This window comes from Paenibacillus pabuli NBRC 13638 (assembly GCF_001514495.1).
In the GTDB taxonomy this organism is placed as follows: domain Bacteria; phylum Bacillota; class Bacilli; order Paenibacillales; family Paenibacillaceae; genus Paenibacillus; species Paenibacillus pabuli.
The window spans coordinates 255,159-277,623 of the sequence record NZ_BCNM01000007.1; the positions used below are offsets into that span (position 1 = coordinate 255,159).

18 protein-coding genes are annotated in these 22,465 nt (G+C 46.8%); 7 read left to right on the top strand and 11 right to left on the bottom strand.

The window, feature by feature from the left end; translation table 11 throughout:
- Window positions 1-645: an ABC transporter ATP-binding protein gene (locus tag PPA03S_RS12215; RefSeq protein ID WP_082704121.1), complete on the top strand. Its 645-nt coding sequence runs from the start codon at window positions 1-3 to the stop codon at window positions 643-645.
- A gap of 239 nt (window positions 646-884) precedes the next feature.
- Here PPA03S_RS12215 and PPA03S_RS12220 read toward each other — a convergent pair whose 3' ends face one another.
- Window positions 885-2,204 (bottom strand): sensor histidine kinase, encoded by a 1,320-nt coding sequence (locus tag PPA03S_RS12220; RefSeq protein ID WP_062323158.1) that lies wholly within the window; start codon window positions 2,202-2,204, stop codon window positions 885-887.
- A gap of 241 nt (window positions 2,205-2,445) precedes the next feature.
- Between PPA03S_RS12220 and PPA03S_RS12225 the strand changes: the two genes are divergently transcribed.
- A complete protein-coding gene (locus tag PPA03S_RS12225; protein ID WP_062323160.1) occupies window positions 2,446-2,943 on the top strand; it encodes a DinB family protein in 498 nt (165 codons plus the stop codon).
- A gap of 84 nt (window positions 2,944-3,027) precedes the next feature.
- Here PPA03S_RS12225 and PPA03S_RS12230 read toward each other — a convergent pair whose 3' ends face one another.
- The 5 genes from PPA03S_RS12230 to PPA03S_RS12250 form a co-directional block, all read right to left on the bottom strand.
- Window positions 3,028-3,447, bottom strand: a complete 420-nt coding sequence (locus tag PPA03S_RS12230) for a MarR family winged helix-turn-helix transcriptional regulator (RefSeq protein ID WP_062323162.1) — start codon at window positions 3,445-3,447, stop codon at window positions 3,028-3,030.
- Window positions 3,448-3,513: 66 nt separating this feature from the next.
- The gene (locus tag PPA03S_RS12235; RefSeq protein ID WP_062323164.1) at window positions 3,514-4,248 is read right to left on the bottom strand and encodes an SDR family NAD(P)-dependent oxidoreductase; all 735 of its coding nucleotides are present in this window, start codon (window positions 4,246-4,248) and stop codon (window positions 3,514-3,516) included.
- Window positions 4,249-4,287: 39 nt separating this feature from the next.
- Window positions 4,288-5,103 (bottom strand): SDR family NAD(P)-dependent oxidoreductase, encoded by an 816-nt coding sequence (locus PPA03S_RS12240; protein ID WP_062323166.1) that lies wholly within the window; start codon window positions 5,101-5,103, stop codon window positions 4,288-4,290.
- Between the two features lie 258 nt (window positions 5,104-5,361).
- Complete coding sequence (locus tag PPA03S_RS12245; protein WP_062323168.1) at window positions 5,362-5,880, bottom strand: hypothetical protein; 519 nt, start codon at window positions 5,878-5,880, stop codon at window positions 5,362-5,364.
- Between the two features lie 242 nt (window positions 5,881-6,122).
- Complete coding sequence (locus tag PPA03S_RS12250) at window positions 6,123-6,476, bottom strand: DoxX family protein (protein WP_062323170.1); 354 nt, start codon at window positions 6,474-6,476, stop codon at window positions 6,123-6,125.
- Window positions 6,477-6,618: 142 nt separating this feature from the next.
- Here PPA03S_RS12250 and PPA03S_RS12255 point away from each other — a divergent pair, with 142 nt between their 5' ends.
- A complete protein-coding gene (locus PPA03S_RS12255) occupies window positions 6,619-6,978 on the top strand; it encodes a winged helix-turn-helix transcriptional regulator (protein WP_062323171.1) in 360 nt (119 codons plus the stop codon).
- Between the two features lie 138 nt (window positions 6,979-7,116).
- Here the strand turns inward: PPA03S_RS12255 and PPA03S_RS12260 are convergent, their stop codons facing one another.
- Window positions 7,117-8,091: an SMI1/KNR4 family protein gene (locus tag PPA03S_RS12260; RefSeq protein WP_062323174.1), complete on the bottom strand. Its 975-nt coding sequence runs from the start codon at window positions 8,089-8,091 to the stop codon at window positions 7,117-7,119.
- Window positions 8,092-8,220: 129 nt separating this feature from the next.
- Between PPA03S_RS12260 and PPA03S_RS12265 the strand changes: the two genes are divergently transcribed.
- Window positions 8,221-8,943 (top strand): DUF4386 domain-containing protein, encoded by a 723-nt coding sequence (locus PPA03S_RS12265; RefSeq protein WP_062323175.1) that lies wholly within the window; start codon window positions 8,221-8,223, stop codon window positions 8,941-8,943.
- Between the two features lie 27 nt (window positions 8,944-8,970).
- Here PPA03S_RS12265 and PPA03S_RS12270 read toward each other — a convergent pair whose 3' ends face one another.
- Window positions 8,971-9,555, bottom strand: a complete 585-nt coding sequence (locus tag PPA03S_RS12270) for a Crp/Fnr family transcriptional regulator (protein ID WP_062323177.1) — start codon at window positions 9,553-9,555, stop codon at window positions 8,971-8,973.
- A 477-nt stretch (window positions 9,556-10,032) separates the two neighbouring features.
- A complete protein-coding gene (locus PPA03S_RS12275) occupies window positions 10,033-12,651 on the bottom strand; it encodes an S-layer homology domain-containing protein (RefSeq protein WP_157284114.1) in 2,619 nt (872 codons plus the stop codon).
- 206 nt (window positions 12,652-12,857) lie between these two features.
- Here PPA03S_RS12275 and PPA03S_RS12280 point away from each other — a divergent pair, with 206 nt between their 5' ends.
- A complete protein-coding gene (locus tag PPA03S_RS12280) occupies window positions 12,858-15,209 on the top strand; it encodes an AraC family transcriptional regulator (protein WP_062323180.1) in 2,352 nt (783 codons plus the stop codon).
- Window positions 15,210-15,223: 14 nt separating this feature from the next.
- Window positions 15,224-16,864: a type 2 periplasmic-binding domain-containing protein gene (locus tag PPA03S_RS12285; protein WP_062323181.1), complete on the top strand. Its 1,641-nt coding sequence runs from the start codon at window positions 15,224-15,226 to the stop codon at window positions 16,862-16,864.
- Between the two features lie 195 nt (window positions 16,865-17,059).
- On the opposite strand, the gene PPA03S_RS12290 is transcribed toward PPA03S_RS12285, so the two are convergent.
- Window positions 17,060-19,177, bottom strand: coding sequence for a TerD family protein (locus tag PPA03S_RS12290; protein WP_062323238.1), 2,118 nt, complete (start codon window positions 19,175-19,177; stop codon window positions 17,060-17,062).
- Window positions 19,178-19,533: 356 nt separating this feature from the next.
- Between PPA03S_RS12290 and PPA03S_RS12295 the strand changes: the two genes are divergently transcribed.
- Window positions 19,534-20,613 carry a hypothetical protein gene (locus PPA03S_RS12295; RefSeq protein WP_245683581.1) on the top strand — a complete coding sequence of 360 codons (1,080 nt, stop codon included), beginning with the start codon at window positions 19,534-19,536 and terminating at the stop codon, window positions 20,611-20,613.
- Window positions 20,614-20,723: 110 nt separating this feature from the next.
- Here the strand turns inward: PPA03S_RS12295 and PPA03S_RS12300 are convergent.
- Window positions 20,724-22,465 (bottom strand): S-layer homology domain-containing protein (locus PPA03S_RS12300; protein WP_217998937.1); only part of this gene is annotated, 1,742 nt, incomplete at its 5' end.

The window sequence follows — 22,465 nt, forward strand, 5'->3', positions numbered from 1 at the left end:
TTGAAGGTTATACCGGTATATGCACTTCATAATGTGAGTAAAAGTTATTCTACAAACCACATCATAAGTAACCTTAACCTAAATATTTTACAAGGACAGATGGTCGCAATAGTAGGAAAGAGTGGTTCAGGTAAATCGACATTGTTAAATATGCTTGGTATGTTGGAAAAGCCCGATGAGGGAAGCATTAAGTTTTATGATGAAGATATCCTGAAAGTTGGAAGAAAGAAGCAGACACTTGTATTGCGAAATCAAATCTCTTATTTGTTCCAAAATTACGCTCTGATTGAGAATGATCGTGTAGACAGAAACTTGGAAGTGGCTCTAGCCTACAGCCGTAAATCTAAAAAAGAGAAACAGGACTTAAAAATGGAAGCTTTAAGAAAAGTAGGATTGAATATTCCTTTGAACAAGAAAGTATATGAGTTATCTGGTGGAGAGCAGCAACGTGTGGCGCTGGCCCGCATTTTATTAAAACCATGTGATGTTATTTTAGCAGATGAGCCAACAGGCTCTCTGGATGCAATCAATCGAGATTTTGTTGTAAACATGCTTACTGCTCTTAACCGACAGGGTAAGACAATTGTAGTTGTTACCCATGATGATATCGTAGCTGAACATTGTGAACAAATTATTGAATTGTAGGGAATTGCAATAAAAAAGAGGTTCATAAACTTGGGCTATGCCATGTAGATTCTGAACCTCCTGTTTGTTTATACCGACTGTAAAAAAGGGGATTAAATTGCGGGCAGCCTGAGGCAGACTGACCAACCTCATGGTAAGGTAAAGACTTAATCCGAGCGATCGCGCCCGCTTCCCCTGCCTACTCACCCATTCCGCATGCCTCAATGATATCTTGCAGCATATTTCTGGACAAGATATCATCATCCACGATCATGATATAAGGCGTCGTCCGCACCGTCCTCATTGATCAGATTCGCTTTTGGAATGGATACAACAAATGTGGAACCCTTCCCGCCCTGCGGAGCAGATTCCACCGCAATTCGGCCTTCCAGAGACTGAACGATATCCCGTACATGGGACAGGCCAATTCCGGTTGCCGCAATGCCCACTTCATTGAATTTGGTTGTATAACCTGGTTCGAAGATCACGTCTCTCTTCCCCTCGGGTACACCTTTCCCAGAATCGATAACCACAAATTGCACATCTGCTCCTTCATCCAACACGCGAATCCGAATTGTTCCGTCGTTCTCAATGGCTTCCACGGCATTGGCGATCAGATTGTTCATTATCGTCAAGAGAGGAATGTAGTACGGGGAGTCACAATCATATTGCTGCTCGATCTGCATCTCAATCTTTTTGTTCAGCATTTCACTATATTTCCGGTTTCCTTTGGTTGCAAAGTTCAGTACCTCGGAAAGGTTCATCTTCACAGATTTTTCGCTATCGTACAATTTCAACAGACCTGCAAGGATACGCTGGGAGTCCTTTTTGACCTCATGAATCTGTTGAGCAATGCCGAGCGTCCGCTGGCTATACTGGTTCAAGTCCTGCTCTCTGAGATCCCGATAAAGGTCGTAGCTGTCTACCGTAATGCCTTCAATCGTATTCATGGCTTTTTTTAGATAAAAGACCTCACCGTACAGACCTGAGTTAACACTCAGCATCTGCTCCATCCGTTTCTCCTGCTCCGCATGCAGCAATCGGATTTGCCTTACCGCAAAGCTGTTATGCAACCCAATGATAAAATAGCTTCGCAACCCCCCGAGGACCAGCAGATAAAGCCATTCTTTCATATAAAAGATATTCGTCCCACTCAACACACCGCGAATGAACAGCTCCACGAGATTCGATGAAAAATCAATACACGTAATCAAGCCACCAAGCAGCAGAGGCGGTATCTCATGGAATCTGTTCTTGAACTTGCTGAGGCCATAGGCAAACACAACATAATACATTCCCGCACCCAGATTATCCTGCATGCTTTCGATGATCGAGATTGAATTCACATGATTCATTAAATCAGCCGATTGAAAGAGGAAGTTCGTAATGCCCGCCAGAATTCCCGTCTTCACATAAGACAGATGTGGCATAATCATCAGCAGAAATAAAAGTATACTTACACCCAGGCCAATTCGAAAGTAATCCTCTCGAAAAGGATTTATTTTAAAAAGCGCTCCTACCGCTGTAGCAAAAGCAACAGCCGTCATTTGCACATTTTCGTTACGAACCCAACTGCGCATGATTATCCACCCACCGTGACTCCGATTAGCGCTCATTAGTTATCCGCGCCTCTGACGTTAAACATACTATCATAGGAACAATTCATTAGCTATTCATGAATGGATAAGCCTAATTCAGTAACCGAAATATCCCCTTCTTCAATTCTGTCATTATATCCCTGTTTTGATTTTGTAAAATTTAATTGTATAATCTATTTATAGCAAACAGAAACCAATCCGGTTTCCAGAGAGGATAATTCGCATGACAGATGCAAATCAATTATTTGGACAAGCCCTGGTCAAATCGCTGGTCGGTGAACGCGGACATATCCGCATCGCGCGCGCTTTACCCGACATTAGTGCGGAATTGGCTGGTCGCAAACATGAACATATGCCTTACAGTATCTATCAACTGGTGAAACATATGCACTACTGGCAGCAATTCATGCTGGAACATGTGGAAGGCAGAAAGCCGCAGCTTCCGACTAACGTGATGGAAAGTTGGCCGGAAAATCCAGCCCCTCTGGATGAAGCCACCTGGCAGGCCGATATCCAGGCATTCCTGGATGGAGTTGATCAAGCGGTAACCATTGCCGAAACTGCCCAGTTGGATGACCCGCTACCTTATTTCCCGGGTGAAACCAAAGCGGGACTCCTGCGCAACATCGCGTCTCATAACTCATACCATTTGGGTGAGATTGTGCTGCTGCGTCGCTTCTACGGTGCGTGGCCTCCACCAGGAGGCGGATTCCCGGCATAATAAACGGGATGTTTCTCTGTATAGACAGTAACATTGTACACAAAACAGCCTGGTTCCTTTATTTCTTAGGACCAGGCTGTTTTTTTAATCTTCCCGATTCATCTTCTCAAAAATATGGACTAATTGTGCCCGATCCTCTTGCGTTAATTTCTGGAATAAATTCTTGCGTAACTTCTGCCCCTCCAAGATCGCTCTTTCAAGAACTTCGGTTCCTTTCCCGGTAATGTTCAGGTAAATAATGCGACGATCAGCTTCATCTACCATTCTGACGGCTAATTCCTTGGCTACCAGCTTGTCCGATAAATAACTGAGCGTAGGCGGGGTCAAACCCAGAATTTTCGCAATATCCGAAGGTCGGCTTTTTCCATGCTGGTTCAGGTGACTGAGTACAAGCACATGAGAGACGCCGAGGTCCTCATTGAATGATTTGTTCCATTGTATAATTAATTTATTGGTGAAGCTATCCATATTGTGAATGAGCTCAAAAATGTTCTGTTCTTCCATCTGATCCTCCTCGTAAAATAAAACAACAGCCCCAATTCAACGGTAGGGCTGTCATCATTTTACACGCTATTGGGCTGAGTAGCCACCATCGATTACCAGTTCAGATCCTGTAATATACGAAGAATCATCCGAAGCCAGGAACAGTGCGGCGTTGGCAATATCCATAGCCTTACCCAGACGCTGCAAAGGTGTGGCCTGAATTAATCGTTCAAGCAATTCCTTCGATGTGTTCAAGGATTGGGTCATTGGTGTTTCGATGATCCCAGGGAAAAGAGCATTGACCCGAACACCTTGACGACCAAAGGTAGTTGCTGCTGCTTTGGATAATGCACGTACCGCGCCTTTGGATGCTGAATAGTGGTTAAAACCCTGTCCAATCAAAGCGGTATAGGAAGAAATATTGACGATGGAGCCTTTCTTTTGCGCTGCCATATACGGAGCTACATGCTTCATGCCAGCAAATGGGCCAAAACCATTAATGGAGAGCATTTTCTGCCAATCCTGTGCATTGATTTCCTCAAATGGCTTCTCTGAAGAAATGCCTGCATTGTTGACCAGAATGTCAATTTTACCAAAACGCTCGTTGACTACTTTTGCTAATATCTCCCAATCTTCATCCGAGGACACATTTAACTTCATTCCGTACACATTCTCTTTTTGGCTTGCTTTCTCCAGTGCTTCCTCATTAATGTCTGCAGCAATAACGATGGCGCCTTCCTTTGCAAAGAGATCCACCATGCCTTCACCAATTCCTGAAGCTCCACCAGTAATAATAGCTACTTTATGATCTAATCTTCCCATATAAAACGCTCCTATCGTATTTTATTTGTACGACTCTGTCTAGTTGCTAGACGTGTTTTGTAATTTCATGAACTGTTCGAAATCCGGAACTATTGGATTGGCGATATAGTGACCGCCTTCCACCTGAATGGTCTGTCCAGTAATGAATTTGGACTCATCTGAGGCCAGAAACAAGACGGTATATCCGATATCATCAGGCTCTCCGTGATAAGGCAGTGCATTATATTTTGCGAACATATTCAATACGTCCGGAGGCATATTATTCTCGGCTGCCGGGGTCAAGATCAAGCCGGGGGCGATGGAATTGCAACGAATGTTATGCTTGCCATATTGGGTAGCAATATACCTCGTCAGATTCACGACGCCTGCTTTTGAGGCACCATAAGCTACACGAACCGCATCTCCCGTAAAACCAGCCATGGAAGCTGTGTTAATGATGGAACCTTCACCCGCTTGGATCATATGAGGAATAGCGAATCTGCAGCCCAATAACACGCTTTTCAAGTTAACGTTCATCAGCCGATCCCACTCATCCAGATCCACGTTGACCACATCCAAATCCTTCTTCAGATTGGTTAGACCAACGTTGTTGAACAGACATGTGAGTTTTCCATATTGTTGCACCGCAAATTCCACAGCTTCCTTAATCGAAGCTTCATTTCCGGCGTCAAGAAAAACAGCCACTGCATCTCCGCCTTGAGCTTGAATATGTGCTGCTGCATCCTTTGCCCCATCGACATTGAAATCAGCAATGACAATTTTAGCCCCTTCTTTCGCCATCAATTGAGCCGCTGACAAGCCTATTCCAGAAGCGCCTCCAGTGACAAGGGCTACTTTGTCTTTCATTCTTAACATGGTTCTCAAGCTCCTTTCATAAAGAAACCGAAAATAAATAAGCTATCTAATATTTAGATGTCTAAATATTAGATAGCTAAATAATAGCAGAGGAATTGTCTTTCTGCAATGCATACGGCCCTGTATCCTTATTTTGGATGCCTTTAGCAAAGCAAGCGAAGTGTTAAAAAAATACAGCCCTCAAGGATGTGAGGGCTGTATAGCATCAAGTCTCTTAATCAATTTATTGGTTCATGTTCCCTGAAAATTTTGATAATATCACTTTTCATTCTTCATTCCAGAGTCAGGATAAGGCTTGCCCACAGTATCATCCGGTGTCTGAACGTACCACTGAGCATATGTCGCGTTACCAGAATCGGATTCGGATTTTTCTGGCTTACAAGTAAACTGGTATGCAGATATATCCTTTCCGCGTAAGGTTATAGTCACGGCAAGCTCCGGGTCGCCCCAGCTTGGATATTTCTTCCGGTACTGTGCATCAATAATTTCACTTTGAAAAGAAGAGCTAGCCATAAATACTGTGGTTTGAGTGAAAATTCGATGAATCTCTTCTTCATCCGGTTCAGTTTTGACCGTATAAGCGACTTCGACCCGAGGTGTGGAATAACGAATCTCCGTCTTTTGAATAACAGGAAAATCTTGCTCGATATCCTGCCGAAATGATTTAACTTCTTCTGAAGAGACGTTGGTGTAAGAAGTACATGCCGTCAAGAAAAGAACCAGAGCCAGAATATTCACTACGTGCAATATTCCTGAACAATGTTTGATGCCAGACATATAATCACCTGCTCTTTATTTGAAATACACGAATCCTTTGCATAGCCTTCCAATGCGAACTAATACCATTATATTACATTAAATTTACAATGAACTTGCTCTATATATATCAGAATTCCTCTATATTTTTATAGCTCCAGATGCAAAATGGCGACTGCCTTCCGTATCCCACCGGAAATCAATCGCCTCTACTTCCCATTATCCAAAATATTTGTTCATTGTCCCTATCGTGAGCCTGAAACTCAGAAGCGGCCTACTGCTACGAACACAGCTAATGCCAGAAAAACGATATTCACGCCAATTTGCTTATACTCCTTGCGGGCAACGTGGAATATGGCTCCTAACAGCACAACGATAGCAAGACCACTCGCCGCCAGTGGCGTCAAACCGGGAGCTATATTCGTTGCTTGAGGTATCACAAGTCCGATGACCCCAACAAGTTCCACGATGCCAATAAAAAACACCAATCCTTTCGAAACCTCGCTTGCCCAAGGCCACGATTCTTTTGCCTTTTCATACTGGAACGCCTTCATCCATCCCGAGAAAATAAATCCGGCTCCCAATATGCCTTGAACGATCCATAGCGCCATATTCATAACTCGTAAGCCCCTCTTCTTGTATATGATCAACACCTAGGCCTATAATATTTTATGGGGTAACTAATTGGAAGTAGGCACTTAAACTAAACATAGTATAGAAAAAGAAACCTTAGATGAATAAAGGATCGGAGGGATTCCTATGAGTACTTATTGCAAGTTTGAAACGGCGTTGGACATCCTGGTTGGCAAGTGGAAACCGGTGATTTTACTTCGACTTTTCGCCAATGGCACCATGAGGTTTAGTGAACTTCAGAGGGCCATCCCTGACATTACGAAGAAAATGCTCACCCAACAATTAAGGGAATTGGAGTATCATGACATCATCCATCGCGAAGTCTATCAGCAGATTCCTCCCAAAGTCGAGTACTCCATCACGGAATACGGTCAACGAATGACACCTTTATTGCAGGCCATGAATGACTGGGGCGAGGGTCACCTCACTCATTTGATCGAGCTGTATGGGGAAGATTCGACGACAGAGCTGCCTGAACGCAGCTAAACCAGACACACGGTGATTTCGACAAAAGAAATGCTTCTTCTACCGCATGGAACGGGAAGGATTCACGAAAAGAAGCTGCACCCTTTATTACGGGTGCAGCTTCTTCACTATTTTATAAACGGGAAGCTACAACTTTCTTTACATTGAACCCTCAAGGTTCGCTGGCTGATTTTCCTCATTTACCAGACCTTGAATAAAGGTCGCCACATCAGGCGCAAGCCAAGTGACCTTGTAACCTTCTGTTTTGTTCACATGAACAACCTCGGGCTCACCGGCATTGCCGGATTCACGGTAATCCAGCATGACCACCTCCGAATCGGAAGGGCACTCACATAGAACGACACCGATTTCGGGATAGCCTTCCTGCTCGATCATTACCCGACTCCCCGCTGCTCCACACAGTGAATGTGCCTTCTCCCGTCCAACACCCAGGATATTGGAAATTTCGATATGGACCTTCCCATCATTCTCCGCCTGGCTAACCGGAAAATAACGATAGTGGGGCACACCACCATTATGTAGTTTCATCATGTTTATATAGAATGTCGGCAGCTTGAAAACCAATTGCTCCTCCACTGCTTCAATTTGCTCCTCGGTAGGCGGGGACAATACATATTGATCGACATAAGCGGGACTGTCATTCCAAAACCCTTTCGATTCCAGATGCATCCCAATACCAGGTGCAGGCTCAATGGTGATTTCAGTCACAGAGTGGACTGGTTCCGCCGACTCGTCCTCTACCAATTCCTCTCTGAGTTCTTCTGTTGTTTTATTCCGAATCCATTCCAGGAACTCCTGCGTATCCTCATCTCCCGGCTCCAATCGGTCTGCTGCTTCGAAAGCTGCACGCGCATTCTCATACTGCTCCAAGTAATAATACGCCAGACCAATGCGGTAATGCCAAAGCGGATCATTCTCCCCCTCTTCTGCGACAGACAAAAACTGTTCCACTGCCTCCTGGTACCGCTCCATATTATTCAGCGCTCTGCCCAGATGGTTGATCAGAATATAATCCCGCTCATCCTCGGGAACCTGTGTAATCGCATTCACAATCTCCTCATATTCATCCTCTTCATGCCAAGCCTCTAACCGTTCCAAGAGTTCATCATTCATTGATCTTGCCTCCCCTGCTTCGTTGTAGAGATTATATCATTTTGCTTGCCTTGATTTAAGTCAATGTCGGTCATGCGACTCCAGTTTAAAATAAACATCAACCCTATTGCACAGGAGGATATCTTACTTATGACTACATCCATACAAGAATATTCTTACGAGCGAAAAGCTGCTGTAACGGCAGGAATTACGCTAATCATCATGGCTCTGGCTGCATTTTTTTCCTATAGCTTTATCCATGGAAAACTTGTCGTACCTGGCGATGCCAGGAGCACATTCAACCATATCACAGCATCATATGGCTTGTTCAAGGCCGAGATCCTGGGATGGATCATCATCCTGATTAGCGACGTTGTTGTCTCATGGGCGCTATATGTTTTCCTGAAACCTGTTCATAAATACCTGTCCCTGCTCGGAGCTTGCCTCCGTCTTGCCTATTCATCGATATTGGGCGTCGCGATCCTCATCTTGCTCATAGTCATGCTGCTGTCGGGACATTCTTCGGATTATCAACCCTTGCTTCCAATAGAGCAGGCACAAGCACTGATGATGCTCTGTCTGGAGTTATTTGAACGGATCTGGTCGGTGGGCCTTATTGTTTTTGGTGCACATTTGTTGATCGTGGGCTATGTTGCTTTACAAGCAAACCGTATTCCCAAAGCGATCAGCATTTTGGTACTGCTCGCTGCTGTAGGCTACATAATCATTCACCTATGCAAAACATTTCTATCCCAATATGATGGGCTGATTACAGTGCTTCAAGTGGTATTTACTATACCCATGGTTGCAGGAGAACTGGGCTTGGGCATCTGGATGCTGCTTCAAGGAGGAAAGCAATCCCCAAGAGCGTGATGCCTTGTTTATCCATGGAGCACTTCCCTATCCATTACGGCTATGAACTCGCTTCTTGATTCTGCTTAATGACTCCGGGGTGAGTCCAAGATAACTGGCTAATTGATGTTGGGGTACACGGTCGACGAGATGGGGTCGTTTACGTAATAACGCTTGATATCGTTCTTCCGGTGAAGACGCAATAAATGATGTCCATTCATCCTGTACCTGGCCCAGCTTTTCCTCAACCATCTTGCGTATCATCGTTTCCAGTGGGGGATATTGGAGAAGTATACCATTCTCGGCTTGAAAATCACCAACGACCAATACACAGTCCTCCAGACAGGTTAAGGTATACGCCGATGGCTTATTGTGCTGATGACGATTGAAAATGGAGACCGCATGTTCCTCGGTATAGAAATTGGAGGTCACTTCTTTTCCTTTTTCATCTATCGCGTACTGCCGTACACATCCCTTTAGCACAAAATAACATTGAGCGGGAACTTCCCCTTGTCTAAGGAGTACGGTTCCCCTGGTGTATTCCTTCATGAGGATATCTTCAATAATAGCCTGCTGTTCCTGCTCGCTAAGAGATGTGAATTGATTCATATATTTGAACAGTATGCTTTTCATTTTTACCCCACCTGATTCGTATCATATAGGATTTGATCATAATTAGGACGGATAAACTTTGCTCGTTTCTGCTCAAAAAGTGCCAAAAAGCTTTTGAATTCATCTGGTGTGATGAAAAATTTCAGTTTATAAAATCCACTGTGCTTTAATCGATCCATTATTACTCACCGCCCACTATAGACTTATAAAAACTGATCTACGTTCTCGTTCGTAAGCCACATTGAGGTAGCAGTCTGATACCTACTTCCACCATATCAGCATATTATCCTGCTAAGGAAGTTCTATTCCTCCCTACCCCAGACATTAGTTAGTAGCATAACACCGTTCATTCCCCATGAGTAAAAGTAAAAGGGCAAAAAAGGGATCGCGTTACACGAACCATTTTTGCCCTTTCAAACTTTTTAAGGTAACGTTATTACCCTTAACCGAACCTTCCACTCTCGCTTAGCGGCTAACCATTCTTTCAGGTCACTATGTTTACAAAACTTCGATAATTGCCTTGATTGAGCTGTCGCTCTCCAGTGCGCGGATGATCACCGTCACAGCCTCGGCCCGTGTAGCTTTGCCGCTCGGCGAGAACACGGAAGAGGAGAGTCCTTGCACCAGATTAGCCGAGGAAGCCTGCGCAATTGCCGCCGCTGCCCAGGTACTGCTATTCACATCACTGAAGCTCGTCGGAGTGCTGGTTGCCAGAACGTTCAGATCAAGCACACGAGCAATCATCGTCACCATCTCGGCGCGGGAGATCGTGGCATTCGGCTTGAAGCTTCCGTCCGCATAACCGGTAATGACTCCCTTGTCAGCCAGTGCACTGATATATTCGGCTGCCCAGCTTGACTGTGTATCTTTGAAGCTGGCCGAAGCCGGATTCTTGCCAAGGCCGAAAGCACGGGCAATCATGGCCGTAAACTCCGCTCGGGTGACAGATGCATGAGGGCGGAAGGAACCATTCTCGTAACCATCCACCATGCGCAATTTCACGGCAGCTTGAATATGTTTAGCTGCCCAGTGACCCGAAATATCGCTGAACGTCTTTTTCTCATTTTTCGTTGCTGCGATGGCTTCTTTAACCGTCTTCAGTACTGTTTCCTGGCTCACAACACCTGGCTTAAACGGATTAACCTGTGTTGCTGGCGGTACCGATGGTTCGGTTGTAGGAGGCGTGGTAACGGTACCCGAATCCGTTCCAGGACCTGTTGATGGTGTGGACGGTGTTGGTGTTGTGACCGAGCCACCACCTGTACCAGGTGTAGCTGGGGTTGTCGGCGTTGTCCCTGGACTTGTTGTATCCGTAATCGCCAATGCGATGCGATTGCTCTCATACTTCACCTGGGCATTATATTGGCTTGGCAGGCCATTTACCTGTACAGAGGCAAATTTGCCGCTTTGTTGATTGGCGCCATGGCTTACAAGCGTAATCTCACCACCGCCCGGCACATAACTGCTGGCAAAATTAACATGCAATGTCCCAGCAGTACTAACCGTACCTTTAACGTCGAGCACGTCATTCGCGGAAGCCACGTTGAGCTCCAGGGTACCTTCAGCAGCTTGTGCGAAGCTGCCCTCAATGTTCCATTTGCCAGTTACACTCTCCGTAACCGTTCCGCCGGTGTTGACTACATCGCCACTCCCGAAAGCGGTAGCTGTATCACCTTCCAATGTACCCGCGCTAATCTGAGTACCGCCGGAGTACGTATTAGCCCCCCGCAGCTTCAATGTACCGCTGCCTTCCTTCGTCAGCTTGCCTGTACCGGAAATGTTGTTTCGCCAAACGTCTACAGCGTTGAAACCACCCTTGCCAGCATCCATCATGACCGATACATCGCTGTTGAATGCACCGTATCCATCTGCCGCAGCAAACAGATTGAGACGTCCCCAGCCTTCTGGATCATCCAATACCGGATAACCGGATTCAATGCCCGTTGTTGCCAGTACGGCACGGCGTTGCTGATCTGTCAGGTAAGGCTGTCTTGTTTCAAGTAGCACTTCTGCGCCTTTAGGTACAGCTACCGGCTCGATCATTGAGCCGCTCCGTGGGAAACCATACGTAAGACGCTCTGTATATTCGGCCTTGTTCTTCTCATAGTCGGTGAATCGGTCATTTGCTGTTCCCGTCTGTTTCAATAACACGTCATGCGCCTGTTGGTAAGCCTCTTGTTTCAATTGCTGATTTTCCGGATCATTCAGAGCTGCCGCAGCAAGTGCAGTTGCCAGAACCCGGCCGCCGATAACATCAAGCGGGGAGTGCATTCCGGCTACGATCCGGTCATCGCCCATTTCTGAAGCACGGGTCACCAGTTCTTGGAATCGCTCAGGAACGGAATAAGCCAGTGCAAGTGCAGCAAGATAGGAGGCATTGGTATGTCCACTTGGGAAGCCTCCATCTGATGCAGCCTCTGTGTCTGGTTTAATTAATGGTCTCAGCGTAGGCACGACAACCTCGTTAGTCTTCAACCAGCGAAATGGACGCATATACTGGAAGAAATTTTTTGAAGGGTTGGAGGAAGCTGAGTTGCCACGCACGGCTCCGATCAAGTCAACCATTTTGCCAAGCCTGGATTCTGAATCACCGGCCTTGTTTGTTCCATTTTCATCCGTATACTTGGTTGTTGTGGCATCTTCCGGAATACTCTTAATGGAAGTAAATGTACCCGATATCTCACGATAGACGTTGGCAAGTGAACCCAGACCATCTACAGCACCATACGATTGGTTAGTACGATCTGTATAATAAGCGGCCTCTTCGTCTGCCTTGGTTCGGGTTGCAGCACGATCTGCTACATACTGAATGTTATAATCCAGAATATCTTCCCTAATCTTGGTTCCGTTATCCCAGGAATCACCCGGTGTCCATAGATCCAAAAACTTGGACAGGGTGCCCACAGCAGCATTGGAGTCTACGGTTGTATTTGAATTACTGTTGCTCTTGTACGTATCTACAAAATACCCCCACGCCGGCTGCGGCGGCAATGGAATAGTCGTCTCATCCGATGCGGCGAACACGTTGCTTGCGGCAAAGGTGTTTGATAAAAGAACCACTCCCATCGCTGCGGCGAACAACCTCTTCTTGTTGCTTTTGATCACTTTCGTTTTCAAATTTGTCGACTCCCATCGTTTATTAGTTGGTCTCAGTTCGGTCCCAATGTAGCATCAGGTCGGACTAACCAGCAATAAAACAATTTCGTCTTTGTATGAATTTCGGAACAATATCATAAAATCGCAACATTTTACATGAAGTTAATATAAATCGTGAACCCAGGCATAAACGTGTAGTGTATAATTTTCGCCGGGAGGTGTGCGGGATGAGAAAATGGAGCTCTGCATGGGCCGGTTTGGCCATTTCATACGGTTCAATCGTGGTCATCGTTGTGCTGCTGATCTGCTCATTTTTCTATATTTATTTCTCGCGCAGCTACAATGAAGAATTAAGCAATAAGAATCAGCTGATTCTTGAGAATACAGCTCGTACCATTGAAGGAACCGTATTGCAACGAGTGCAGCAAATGTATGTAGATCTGTCACTCGATAAATCTGCCAACATCCGTCTGTTCGCGGATAACGCGGATCGAAGCGGGCTGGATCAGGTCGTTGACCTGCAAGAACTGCTCAAAGCGAAGGTAGCAGGCAATGCAGATATCGTTCAGGGCATCCATCTTTACTATCCCGAACGCAATATCATGTTATCTTCCCTTTATGGGCTACGCTACAACGCGGATCACAGCGAAGGTTCCGCCTATTATAAGGACTGGCTTCAGAAGATGCGGACCAACAAACAAAATAGCCTTTGGACCCCCTCACGTCCCATCCCGAAGGACATCTTTACCAGTCATGCCGGGGAGAGCAGCCATGAATTATTTACGTATGCGCACAGCTACCCTTTTCGTTCAACGGGTGAAACCAGTGATCTCATCATTGCGATTGATGTAAAAGAGGATGCGATCAATCGCATCATTGAGAACATGATGCCTTCCCAATATCAACGAACGTTTATCGTCAATTCAGCAGGAATCACCGTGAGTAATGCGCAGGAGCAGAGTCCGGGGCAGTCCGATAAGTATGCGACAAGTCTAAAGAAGGTGCTCGATCTCGGTAGTGCAAAGGGCAGCTTCGACGATACAATCGGGGATGCACCTTACGTTGTTTCCTATCAGACGCTTCCCTCCACGGATTGGACCATCTATAGTGCAACACCATCCAGCTTCTATTATGAACAATCCATCATGATTCAGAAGCTCATTCTAGGCATCTGTCTGATAGCCCTGCTCATCGGGCTTGTCCTAGCCGCCTTGCTGGTACGGGCCAACTACAGTCCGATCAAACGTCTGGTGGGACGTATCAAGGATCTGTCCGGCACAGGTGCAGCACCGAACCAGATTACGAACGAATATCACCTGATCGACAGTGCATTCATCCAGTTGAAGGATAAAGTAATCAATCTTGAAGAAACATTGCTGGCGAACAGCCCGGCAATCAAACATAAGGCGATGCTTAACCTCTTGCAAGGTAACTCTGAGCAGAGACTGGGGGAAGAGGAGTGGACTGCTCTCGGCCTAACACGGCAATACACGGATTACTGCTGCATACTTCTGAATACCGGAGTTTTTCATATAGGGAAAGGCTCACCTAGCCAGCCTTATTCAATCTCAAGGCTGATTCACGAGCTTGAATCCCTGTCTCTGCAAGACAGCCGTCTGATTGCCGAAGAGCTGCCTGACCAAAGGCTCGCCGTCATCCTGTGTACCGATGTTGCCTCGGAAGCAATGCTGAATACATTCGCCCAGCTTCTGTTGGCTGAAGCCAGACAGCAGTTGCAACCGGATATTCAGCTATCTACGGGCTGCTGGGTCAACGATGTGGGTAATGTGCACCGCAGCTTCAATGAAGCACTGGCTTTTATGAAATATGCTTATTTCCTGCCCGAGCTGAACATTTTGAAGGATCGTGCCATACTCCAGCGTGAACACAGCCTGGATGAAATTCCTCAGGCCATGCTTGCCAAGTTCAGGGACAAGCTCCAGGGGAGGCAGATGGATGAAGCGATAGTTACTATTGAACAGGTGGTTGAACATGTGCGGGAGGGACAGTATCCCGCTGACTATTGCCATTTTATCCTGTCGAACATGGTATTTATCTATTCGGATGTGGTAAAAAACGTACGTTACAAGCATTCCCTTCAGTTCGGCCACCCCGATCTGTATCATGAGTACACCAATCTCCATGATGTTCTGGCGTACCGCAACTGGCTGGTGGAATCGGTCAAAGCATTTATTGAAGACACTGAGAAGCGCAACAGTGATCGGGCCGTCTCGACCATTGAACTGGCAAAGCAATATATTGAAGCTAACCTGTCCGAGGACCTCTCGCTTGAGGCAGTTGGAACGAAGGTATTTCTTAGTCCAAAATATCTGAGCAAGCTCTTTAAGGAAGAGATGGGTGTTACCTACACCGACTATGTGACATCCCGCCGAATGGAACAGGCGAAGGTATTGATGGAGAACAACAATATGACCATTGATCGGATCGCAAGCTCCGTCGGGTATGGCACAACAGCCTATTTTATTAAACGATTCAAGGAAATGTACGGCTGCACACCGGGTCATTATGTACGCAACCTCTCTTCGGCAGTGATGCCAGAGGCTGGATCAAGAGCTTGAGGAGGATTGGCGGGATGAATACGAAGAAACTCTATCACGATAAACTGTTTCTGACCACATTGCTTCTGACCGTCATTGCTGTCGTTCTTGGCGGCTGTGATCTGCTGTCCGGATCCAGGGCCATTGCAGAACGACAACAGGGCGAAGTGATTGATACCGATGCCGGGAAAGCCAAATATCACATCTCATGGACCATGCATCAAAATCTGCCTGTACCCGAGGATGCCGAGATGGTGAAGGTGGTAGAGGATCAATTTGGTGTGGATCTGGACATTTGGAATCTGGAAAACAACAAATACGAAGCCCTTCTCGATATGAAGCTGGCCCAAGGGGACATTCCTGATCTGTTTCGCATTCGTCAGCCAATGGACCTGCTAAAGTACCAGCAACAAGGGGTACTTGCCGAGATTCCCGTCGAGACGCTGAACACATATGCACCGAATCTAATGCGCATCATCCATGAACAGGCGCCTGCTTATGAGCAAGCTGGTGTAATTGAAGGCAGATATTACGGAATTCCTGTCATTAATCCGACCAACATCTACCGCACACCTGTGGTGTATCGGCAGGATTGGCTGGACAAGCTGGGGTTGTCTGTTCCGCAGACGCTGGCAGAACTGGAGAAGGTGATCTATGCCTTTACCTTTGATGACCCCGATGGCAACGGCATTCAGGATACGTATGGTCTGTCCAGCGAAGGCATGAACGTGGTATTCGGCGCCTTCGGACAGATTGTTTTTGCAGATCAACTTTACTTTAACAAGAAGGACGAGAAGAAGGTGATTGGTGCACTGGAACCCGAAATGAAGGAGGCGCTGACCTATCTGTGCAAATGGTACCAAGACGGCGTCATTGATCCCGAGTTTGTGACCGGAGAGAATAAAGGCGGCTACAAACATCTGTCTCATGCTTTTATTAACGGTAAAATCGGGATGACTTCGATGGGCAACTACTACCACTGGATTCAGGATGGTGATTATGAGGATTGGCGTGTTGAGCGTGACGGTAAAGTGGTGAAAAGTCCTGTCCAAGCTGCCTTTAATGTCAAAGAATTAACGTCCAAGTTCCCTGAAGCCCAGGTCACATTGGGTAAACCCTTCACGGGGCCTCACGGACAACGCGGCTCCAAAGGCAACGACATGTTAATGAGCTTCACAGCCATTGGAGTCGATGCGGTCAAAGAACCCGGCAAGCTGGAGATGATCCTGCGCATTTTGAACGAGGTCAGTGCAAGCCCTGATCCAGATCAAGCAGCAAGGTTGGCCTACGGCGTGCAAAATAAACACTGGGTCTGGACACCAACAGAGCCCCGAAACATCGTCATCATGCCGCCGTATGACACCATGTTCGGGTATCAGAATTCGATCGGCGCCAATATCGGGATGACCGTTCCGCTGAAACAGACAGGAGAACGGGAACAATGGGCGGCCACGCTGCACCTCGATCAGAACGGCATTTATAATGCGCTGGAGGTCGCTACCCCCGCTCTCGCCAAGTATGGTGATTCGTTGATCCGGTTCAAAAACAAAGCCTATATCGCCTTTATTACAGGCGAGCGACCGCTCAGTGAGTTCGATGAGTTCGTACAGGAGTTCATGTCCGCAGGCGGCGCAGAAGTGGTGAAGGAAGCGAACGCGTTAAGCAGTAGCGAGTAGTGCTTAAGGTGAAGGTGAGATATCCCTTAATCGCAATTTAAACTTTTCACGTTTCATTAGCTTGCACGCCAGATTTGCATGAATCGCCCACTTAATCTGTTCCTGTGTATCTTCTGAGCCAAAAAGAGCAGCCTTGCAGCTGCTCCTTCCTTTCCCTATGCTTTTTTACACGCATCCAGCATCACTCCATACCTCTCAGGCCAGGTACTCTGCCATAATCTGCTCGATATCATACGGCGTCATGCCTTCATCGACTGCATAGATAGTATCGGCTTGTTCCTTCGTATCCACCAACTGACCTCTCGCCTTGGCGTGCAGCATGAACAAGTCGTACAGATCGGGTTTGCGTAATGTGGTCATCGCTTTCCCCATAAGCACAATACCTTTCTGGTTCCCCTCCACGTTATTGTAGTCCGGATATCTGGTCAGAGCCAGATCGGTCCAGATCATTGTACGTTCAACCAAGTCCAGAATGACGGGAATTGCAATCTGCGTATCAGCGGTGAGATCCACTTTGTTCTCCACTGTGGATGGCTCATAAATCTCACCTGAGCCAGGCTTTTTACGCATCATCCAGCCCGCAAAACATTCCGGCAAGTTACAATACGGATGGCTAGTGAAGGAGTGCAGTGTCGTCACTACATAACGTCCGCCATAATTCACAATCGATGGCATATGCAGATCAATAAATTCACTCGCCCCATAAGGCGCAGTCACAATATCCCCGCTGTGGACAGCCTTATATTTGACAGAGCGCAGATTCGTATACGAAATATGTTCAACGTAGTTCCAGTTCTCGTCATACATGACCGCCGACAGGTCAATATCCACGCGCCCCGTAGGTACACCGTCCACCTCGCCCTCCTTCCACCAGCTGAAGAAACGAATCGTGTCACCCTCCCCCATCGGGATGCGGCTTCCCCGCACAATGGTCCGTAAAGCTTTACTCGCGGATCGTTGTGAAAATGGAACCAGATAATGTTGAAGCCGTTCATCGATGTACGTCTTCCCGAGCACAGGCAAGTCAGCAAACCGTGTAATTAAAGCCTGCTCGCACAACTGCACTACTTCCTGGCAGACTGCCTCGTTAATCTCTGGCAGCTTATTCGGGATACCAAAAGCCTTGGCCACATTGCCCTTGGGGAAAAAGACACGCAGCTCCTGCGAATCATTACGTTGAGCAAAATGCTGCCTCACCTGCAATAGCACGGGTGTAGATACCTGTGCAGCCACCTCGCCAAACGCCAGCAACACATAGGCTTCATCCTCGGTGATTCGCAGCAAGTGATCCAGCTTCCTGGCGAATTCTCCCGGACGCTGTGACAGCAGATCGATCAAGCTCCAGACATTCCGATACTGAAATGCCAGCTCTACGCTTCCATTAAAGGTCGTAAACGGTTTATCATTACGCAAAATATCAAAGGCTTCCTGGCTCCGTGGGAACCGAAGCTTGTATTCGGATGGATGAAGGATTTCACCCAGCCGAATCCATCGATCCTTGTAGCGGAGCATATCCTCCGTGATGGAGCAGCATTGCTCCAGCAAGCTGAGGAGCAAGCGGCGCTCACGGCGCTTGAATTTACGAAAAGGCGAGGCTGTTGCCAGACTGACATCACCCTCTGACCAGGATACTGCCAGTCGGAGCACATCGCTTGCCGTTTTAAAATAAGACCCGATTCGTTCCATGCTAGCCAGTTCATATTTCAACAACACAGCAACGACAAAGCCCACATTCTCCTTAAACGGAATCTCTGGAGGCAGAATAATCTCAACATCACTCGGATCGACATGTTTCAGCACACATTTGATATCTTTTTTGTCCGTATCGGAGATGGAGCCTTTCGCTTCCACTAACTGACGGATCAGCTTCAGGAACGCTTGCTTGCTCCCCAGATCAATGACTTTCAGCTTTCTTTGCTCCAGCAAAGGAGACCTCACGCCAGTGGTCGCAGCCGAAGGATCGAAATCGTCCAGCGTAAGATGCGTCAGATAATGGAAGACAGCGTTCAGGTACAGCTCCGCTTCGTCCTCTCCCATCACCTGTTGCGGGAATCCCGCATACATCGGTTTGTACTCCACATGGGCGCCGACCATGACTTTGAGGTCTTTCACCAGTTGTTGATATAACGCTTCAAATTGTTCTTTGGGTAGCTTTCGCATCGCCTGCATAAGCTCATTTGAGAAAGTAAACCCGAGGGACTCAATATTTTTGAGAGCTGTCGCCAGAACTTTTTTGGGTAACTGTTGTTGCAGCCCTTCACTTGGTTCAATCATAAGTTTGCTGGCTCTGCGCAAATAGATGGTATTGTTCATGATAAAAGAGTCCAGGTAAGCCATATCCCTAAAAGCTTGGTCTGATGTAGAAGGAAGGAATATGATAGCCTGGACGCCTCCTCTCTGAAATGAGATCTTCAGGAAAGCGGCGACCCTAGGATCTCCAATGATGTAGAAGGAAGGATCGCCATAGCCTGAAGACCAAAGGTCCGAAGTTCGTGACCCGAACCTTTGATGAACCCATCATCTCAGATTCCACGATCTCCCAACAGGGCGAAAGTATTACGACTGGTTAAATTAAGGGGGAATGCTCCGATAAGCGTCGAATAGTTTGGAAAGGGCGGCATGTAACTGACGTTCAGTAATCCAAAACCGACCAGAGGATGGATCAGAAGATGAAGATACAACTTCAAACCCTATATAACGAGTATCTCAATATAAAATGGAAAAGAGGGCTAACGCCTGTCCATACAGAGCCTTTTGAATATACCTTATATGAAGACGATAGCGCAGACTTATTCCTTTCCGGACATTCGGAAGAAACCTTTACGAACTGGATGCGCGAGCTCCAGCCAGAAGATCCATACTATGGTAGCAAACCAAATGGGATGCCCATCCTCGCTGATGTTTTCAACCCATTGGATATATACGACGAACAGGTCCTGTATTATCTGCTCTTTACCCTGAATACCACGATGTCGATTCACACGCATAATTCCTATAGCACTATGAATGATTGGATGAAAACCTACAGCTTCTTTCAGCTCGCCCAATTGAATGGACTTTCCAGCCTAAAGGAGGAACAGAAGCGTGAGTTGAGAGACTTTTTCTTCTTTTTCTACCTTTACACACATCCGGTCAATGAGGATACCCTCTACGCCTGTTCGTTTAACGGGCAGGACCTTATACATACCAAAACCGATATCAAGCTGGAGCACTACTTCTCGGCGTTTCACGACCATTACATCGAAAATCAGGATAAATACAGCGAGCAGCTCCTCCTCGCTCCACATGAAATACAGGCCTGCAAAAACCTTACACTGGAGCTGCTGCGAACGATTGAGGGTAAGTCTCCCAAGCTGAGCATGACCTCGGAAGAAGGATTAGAGGCTGTAGTGGAATTGGTGAATAACGTGGATCAGATGCTGCATATGTACGCGGAAAATAAATCTTTGTTATTTGATGTTATAAGGGGTTTTCTGGCTGACCACCGTGCCGGTGCCTATCGAGATCATTGCTTCACGATGCTGCTTCAGAATTATGCTTCATATATCCTTTATTTTAACTTTGATGAGATTCATGCACTATTGGATGGCTTTAGAGACAAGCCGGAGTGGTGCGGCATCATCATTAATAAAATCTTTACGGATGCCATCTTTATTCATAAAATCATGAGAAAGAACGCTATTGATATCAGAGAATACCCGAATGTTATCGAGTTCTTTGACGAGCAAGCAAGAGAATTTTGCCTGTGACGGCCTACAATGCTTGTTTTCAAAAAAGGAAAACTAAAAAGCCTTTGCTGACCCCAAAATATCAGCAAAGGCTTTTCAGTATAGATGGTTTACTTATCGCATATAGATGATTACTTATCGATCAAGTTGGTTAATTTCAGCATTCTTGCGATCAATGCCGTAACTTCAGCACGTGTCATGGATGCTTTCGGACTAAGGACTTCTGGTCCATTGCCTTGAATGATTCCCGCTTGGATCAGCTGGGCAACATCCTCTTTAGCCCAAGAAGATAGGTCAGCGGCATCCTCGTAACGAGCCAACTCTGAGGCAATTTGCTCCTGATTAGGCACGTTCCCGGATTGAATCAAGCGATATGCACGAGCAACCATGGCAAAGCCCTGCTCTCTCGTGATTTGCTGACTGCCTTTGAAGTAGCCGTCATCATAACCGGTAATGATATCAAAATCGCTTGCGATCGCTACTGAATTCCTATACCAATCAGATGGGGACACATCAGGGAATTGAACCTGTGGAGCATCCTGAGCCATCAAACCCAAACCGTTTACCACGATCTCTGCGAATTCGGAGCGTGTTACACTGCGGTCCGGTGAGAACGTATTATCTCCGTTCCCTTTCAAATCCAATCGGGCTGCGATGTTGTTTACATCCGTTTTACCCCAATGAGTTCTGGCATCCTCAAAATCCTGAGGATTCCAGATCACCGAATAGCTTCCGCTGCTGCGCAAATCATTGATGAGTGCGTAATAACGGTTGTCTATTTTCGTCACAACCGTCGGCACATGGAAGATGCTGCCGTCCGGGTTGACGATGACGCCTGTTGTAATCCGGTTCGGATCGATTCCTTCTGGAAGTGCAATATATTTTGGCGCGTACCCGTTCAGTTGCCCGGATCGAACCGTTTGTCCATCTTTCGTAAAGGTGAGGTCCAGATCCACTGGGTTCACCAGAAGCTCATACCCATCGGCTAGAGCCTTGTTTTTCGCGCTACTAATCAAGGCGTCCGAAGAACGTGCAATGTCGACGTGTACAGAAATATCGTTCATTGCAACGTTGCCAAGCTGCTTGGACACACCGTTCAGGTCCATTTTGCCGCCAGGTACCGGATAGATCGCCAGCGGATTGCTGATGTTCAGTTTGGACCCTTGATCAGTTAATTGTTTCAGTGTTTCCAAGGTTAAGCCGTCTACCTTCATATCGCCTTCATTCGGTGAATGAATGGCAAACTGCTGTCCTGTACCTTGGGACATGGCAGCGTTCAGCTTGGCTGGATCAACTTGAACCAACGTTTGCTTGTCACCGGATGGTTTGGACGTCGCGAACGGCTGATCATTGCCATCCCGAGTGGTTTCCAAGTTATCTTTTGGTGCTGTCGGGGTTGGTGTTGGTACTGGCGCAGGTGAAGGTGCTGGTGTGCTGCCTCCATTGCCTCCAGTATTGCCACCGCCATTGTTGCCTCCATTTCCTCCAGTATTGCCACCGCCATTGTTGCCTCCACCGTTGTTACCATTGTCGCTGGATGCTCTGTTCACGTTGATTCTATACTCGGTTACATGGCCGAGCGAATCTGTGACTTTAACAATTATCGTATTTCCGCCGACTTGGAGTGGCAGGCTCTCACTGGCAGCACCATTTGAAGCGTTTTGCCAATCACCATTTCCAACAGAAATTTCAATCTTGGCATGTGGATCAAGTGCCGTTGGCGTTAACTGAAATTGATATACGCTATTAGGCACAGACATAGTATAAGTATCTTTACCCGGATCAAAAGCTGGGGATAAGCTTCCTACGGATGGAATCAATGTTTGCAATGTGGAAGTGTCCGTACCTGGTACTTTGGTGAGACCATTCCGGG

Coding starts and splice junctions, on each gene's coding strand:
- PPA03S_RS12220 (WP_062323158.1), bottom strand. CDS start 2,204: ATGCGCAGTTGGGTTCGTAACGAAAATGTGCAAATGACGGCTGTTGCT.
- PPA03S_RS12225 (WP_062323160.1), top strand. CDS start 2,446: ATGACAGATGCAAATCAATTATTTGGACAAGCCCTGGTCAAATCGCTG.
- PPA03S_RS12230 (WP_062323162.1), bottom strand. CDS start 3,447: ATGGAAGAACAGAACATTTTTGAGCTCATTCACAATATGGATAGCTTC.
- PPA03S_RS12235 (WP_062323164.1), bottom strand. CDS start 4,248: ATGGGAAGATTAGATCATAAAGTAGCTATTATTACTGGTGGAGCTTCA.
- PPA03S_RS12240 (WP_062323166.1), bottom strand. CDS start 5,103: ATGTTAAGAATGAAAGACAAAGTAGCCCTTGTCACTGGAGGCGCTTCT.
- PPA03S_RS12245 (WP_062323168.1), bottom strand. CDS start 5,880: ATGTCTGGCATCAAACATTGTTCAGGAATATTGCACGTAGTGAATATT.
- PPA03S_RS12250 (WP_062323170.1), bottom strand. CDS start 6,476: ATGAATATGGCGCTATGGATCGTTCAAGGCATATTGGGAGCCGGATTT.
- PPA03S_RS12255 (WP_062323171.1), top strand. CDS start 6,619: ATGAGTACTTATTGCAAGTTTGAAACGGCGTTGGACATCCTGGTTGGC.
- PPA03S_RS12260 (WP_062323174.1), bottom strand. CDS start 8,091: ATGAATGATGAACTCTTGGAACGGTTAGAGGCTTGGCATGAAGAGGAT.
- PPA03S_RS12265 (WP_062323175.1), top strand. CDS start 8,221: ATGACTACATCCATACAAGAATATTCTTACGAGCGAAAAGCTGCTGTA.
- PPA03S_RS12270 (WP_062323177.1), bottom strand. CDS start 9,555: ATGAAAAGCATACTGTTCAAATATATGAATCAATTCACATCTCTTAGC.
- PPA03S_RS12280 (WP_062323180.1), top strand. CDS start 12,858: ATGAGAAAATGGAGCTCTGCATGGGCCGGTTTGGCCATTTCATACGGT.
- PPA03S_RS12285 (WP_062323181.1), top strand. CDS start 15,224: ATGAATACGAAGAAACTCTATCACGATAAACTGTTTCTGACCACATTG.
- PPA03S_RS12290 (WP_062323238.1), bottom strand. CDS start 19,177: ATGAACAATACCATCTATTTGCGCAGAGCCAGCAAACTTATGATTGAA.
- PPA03S_RS12295 (WP_245683581.1), top strand. CDS start 19,534: ATGAAGATACAACTTCAAACCCTATATAACGAGTATCTCAATATAAAA.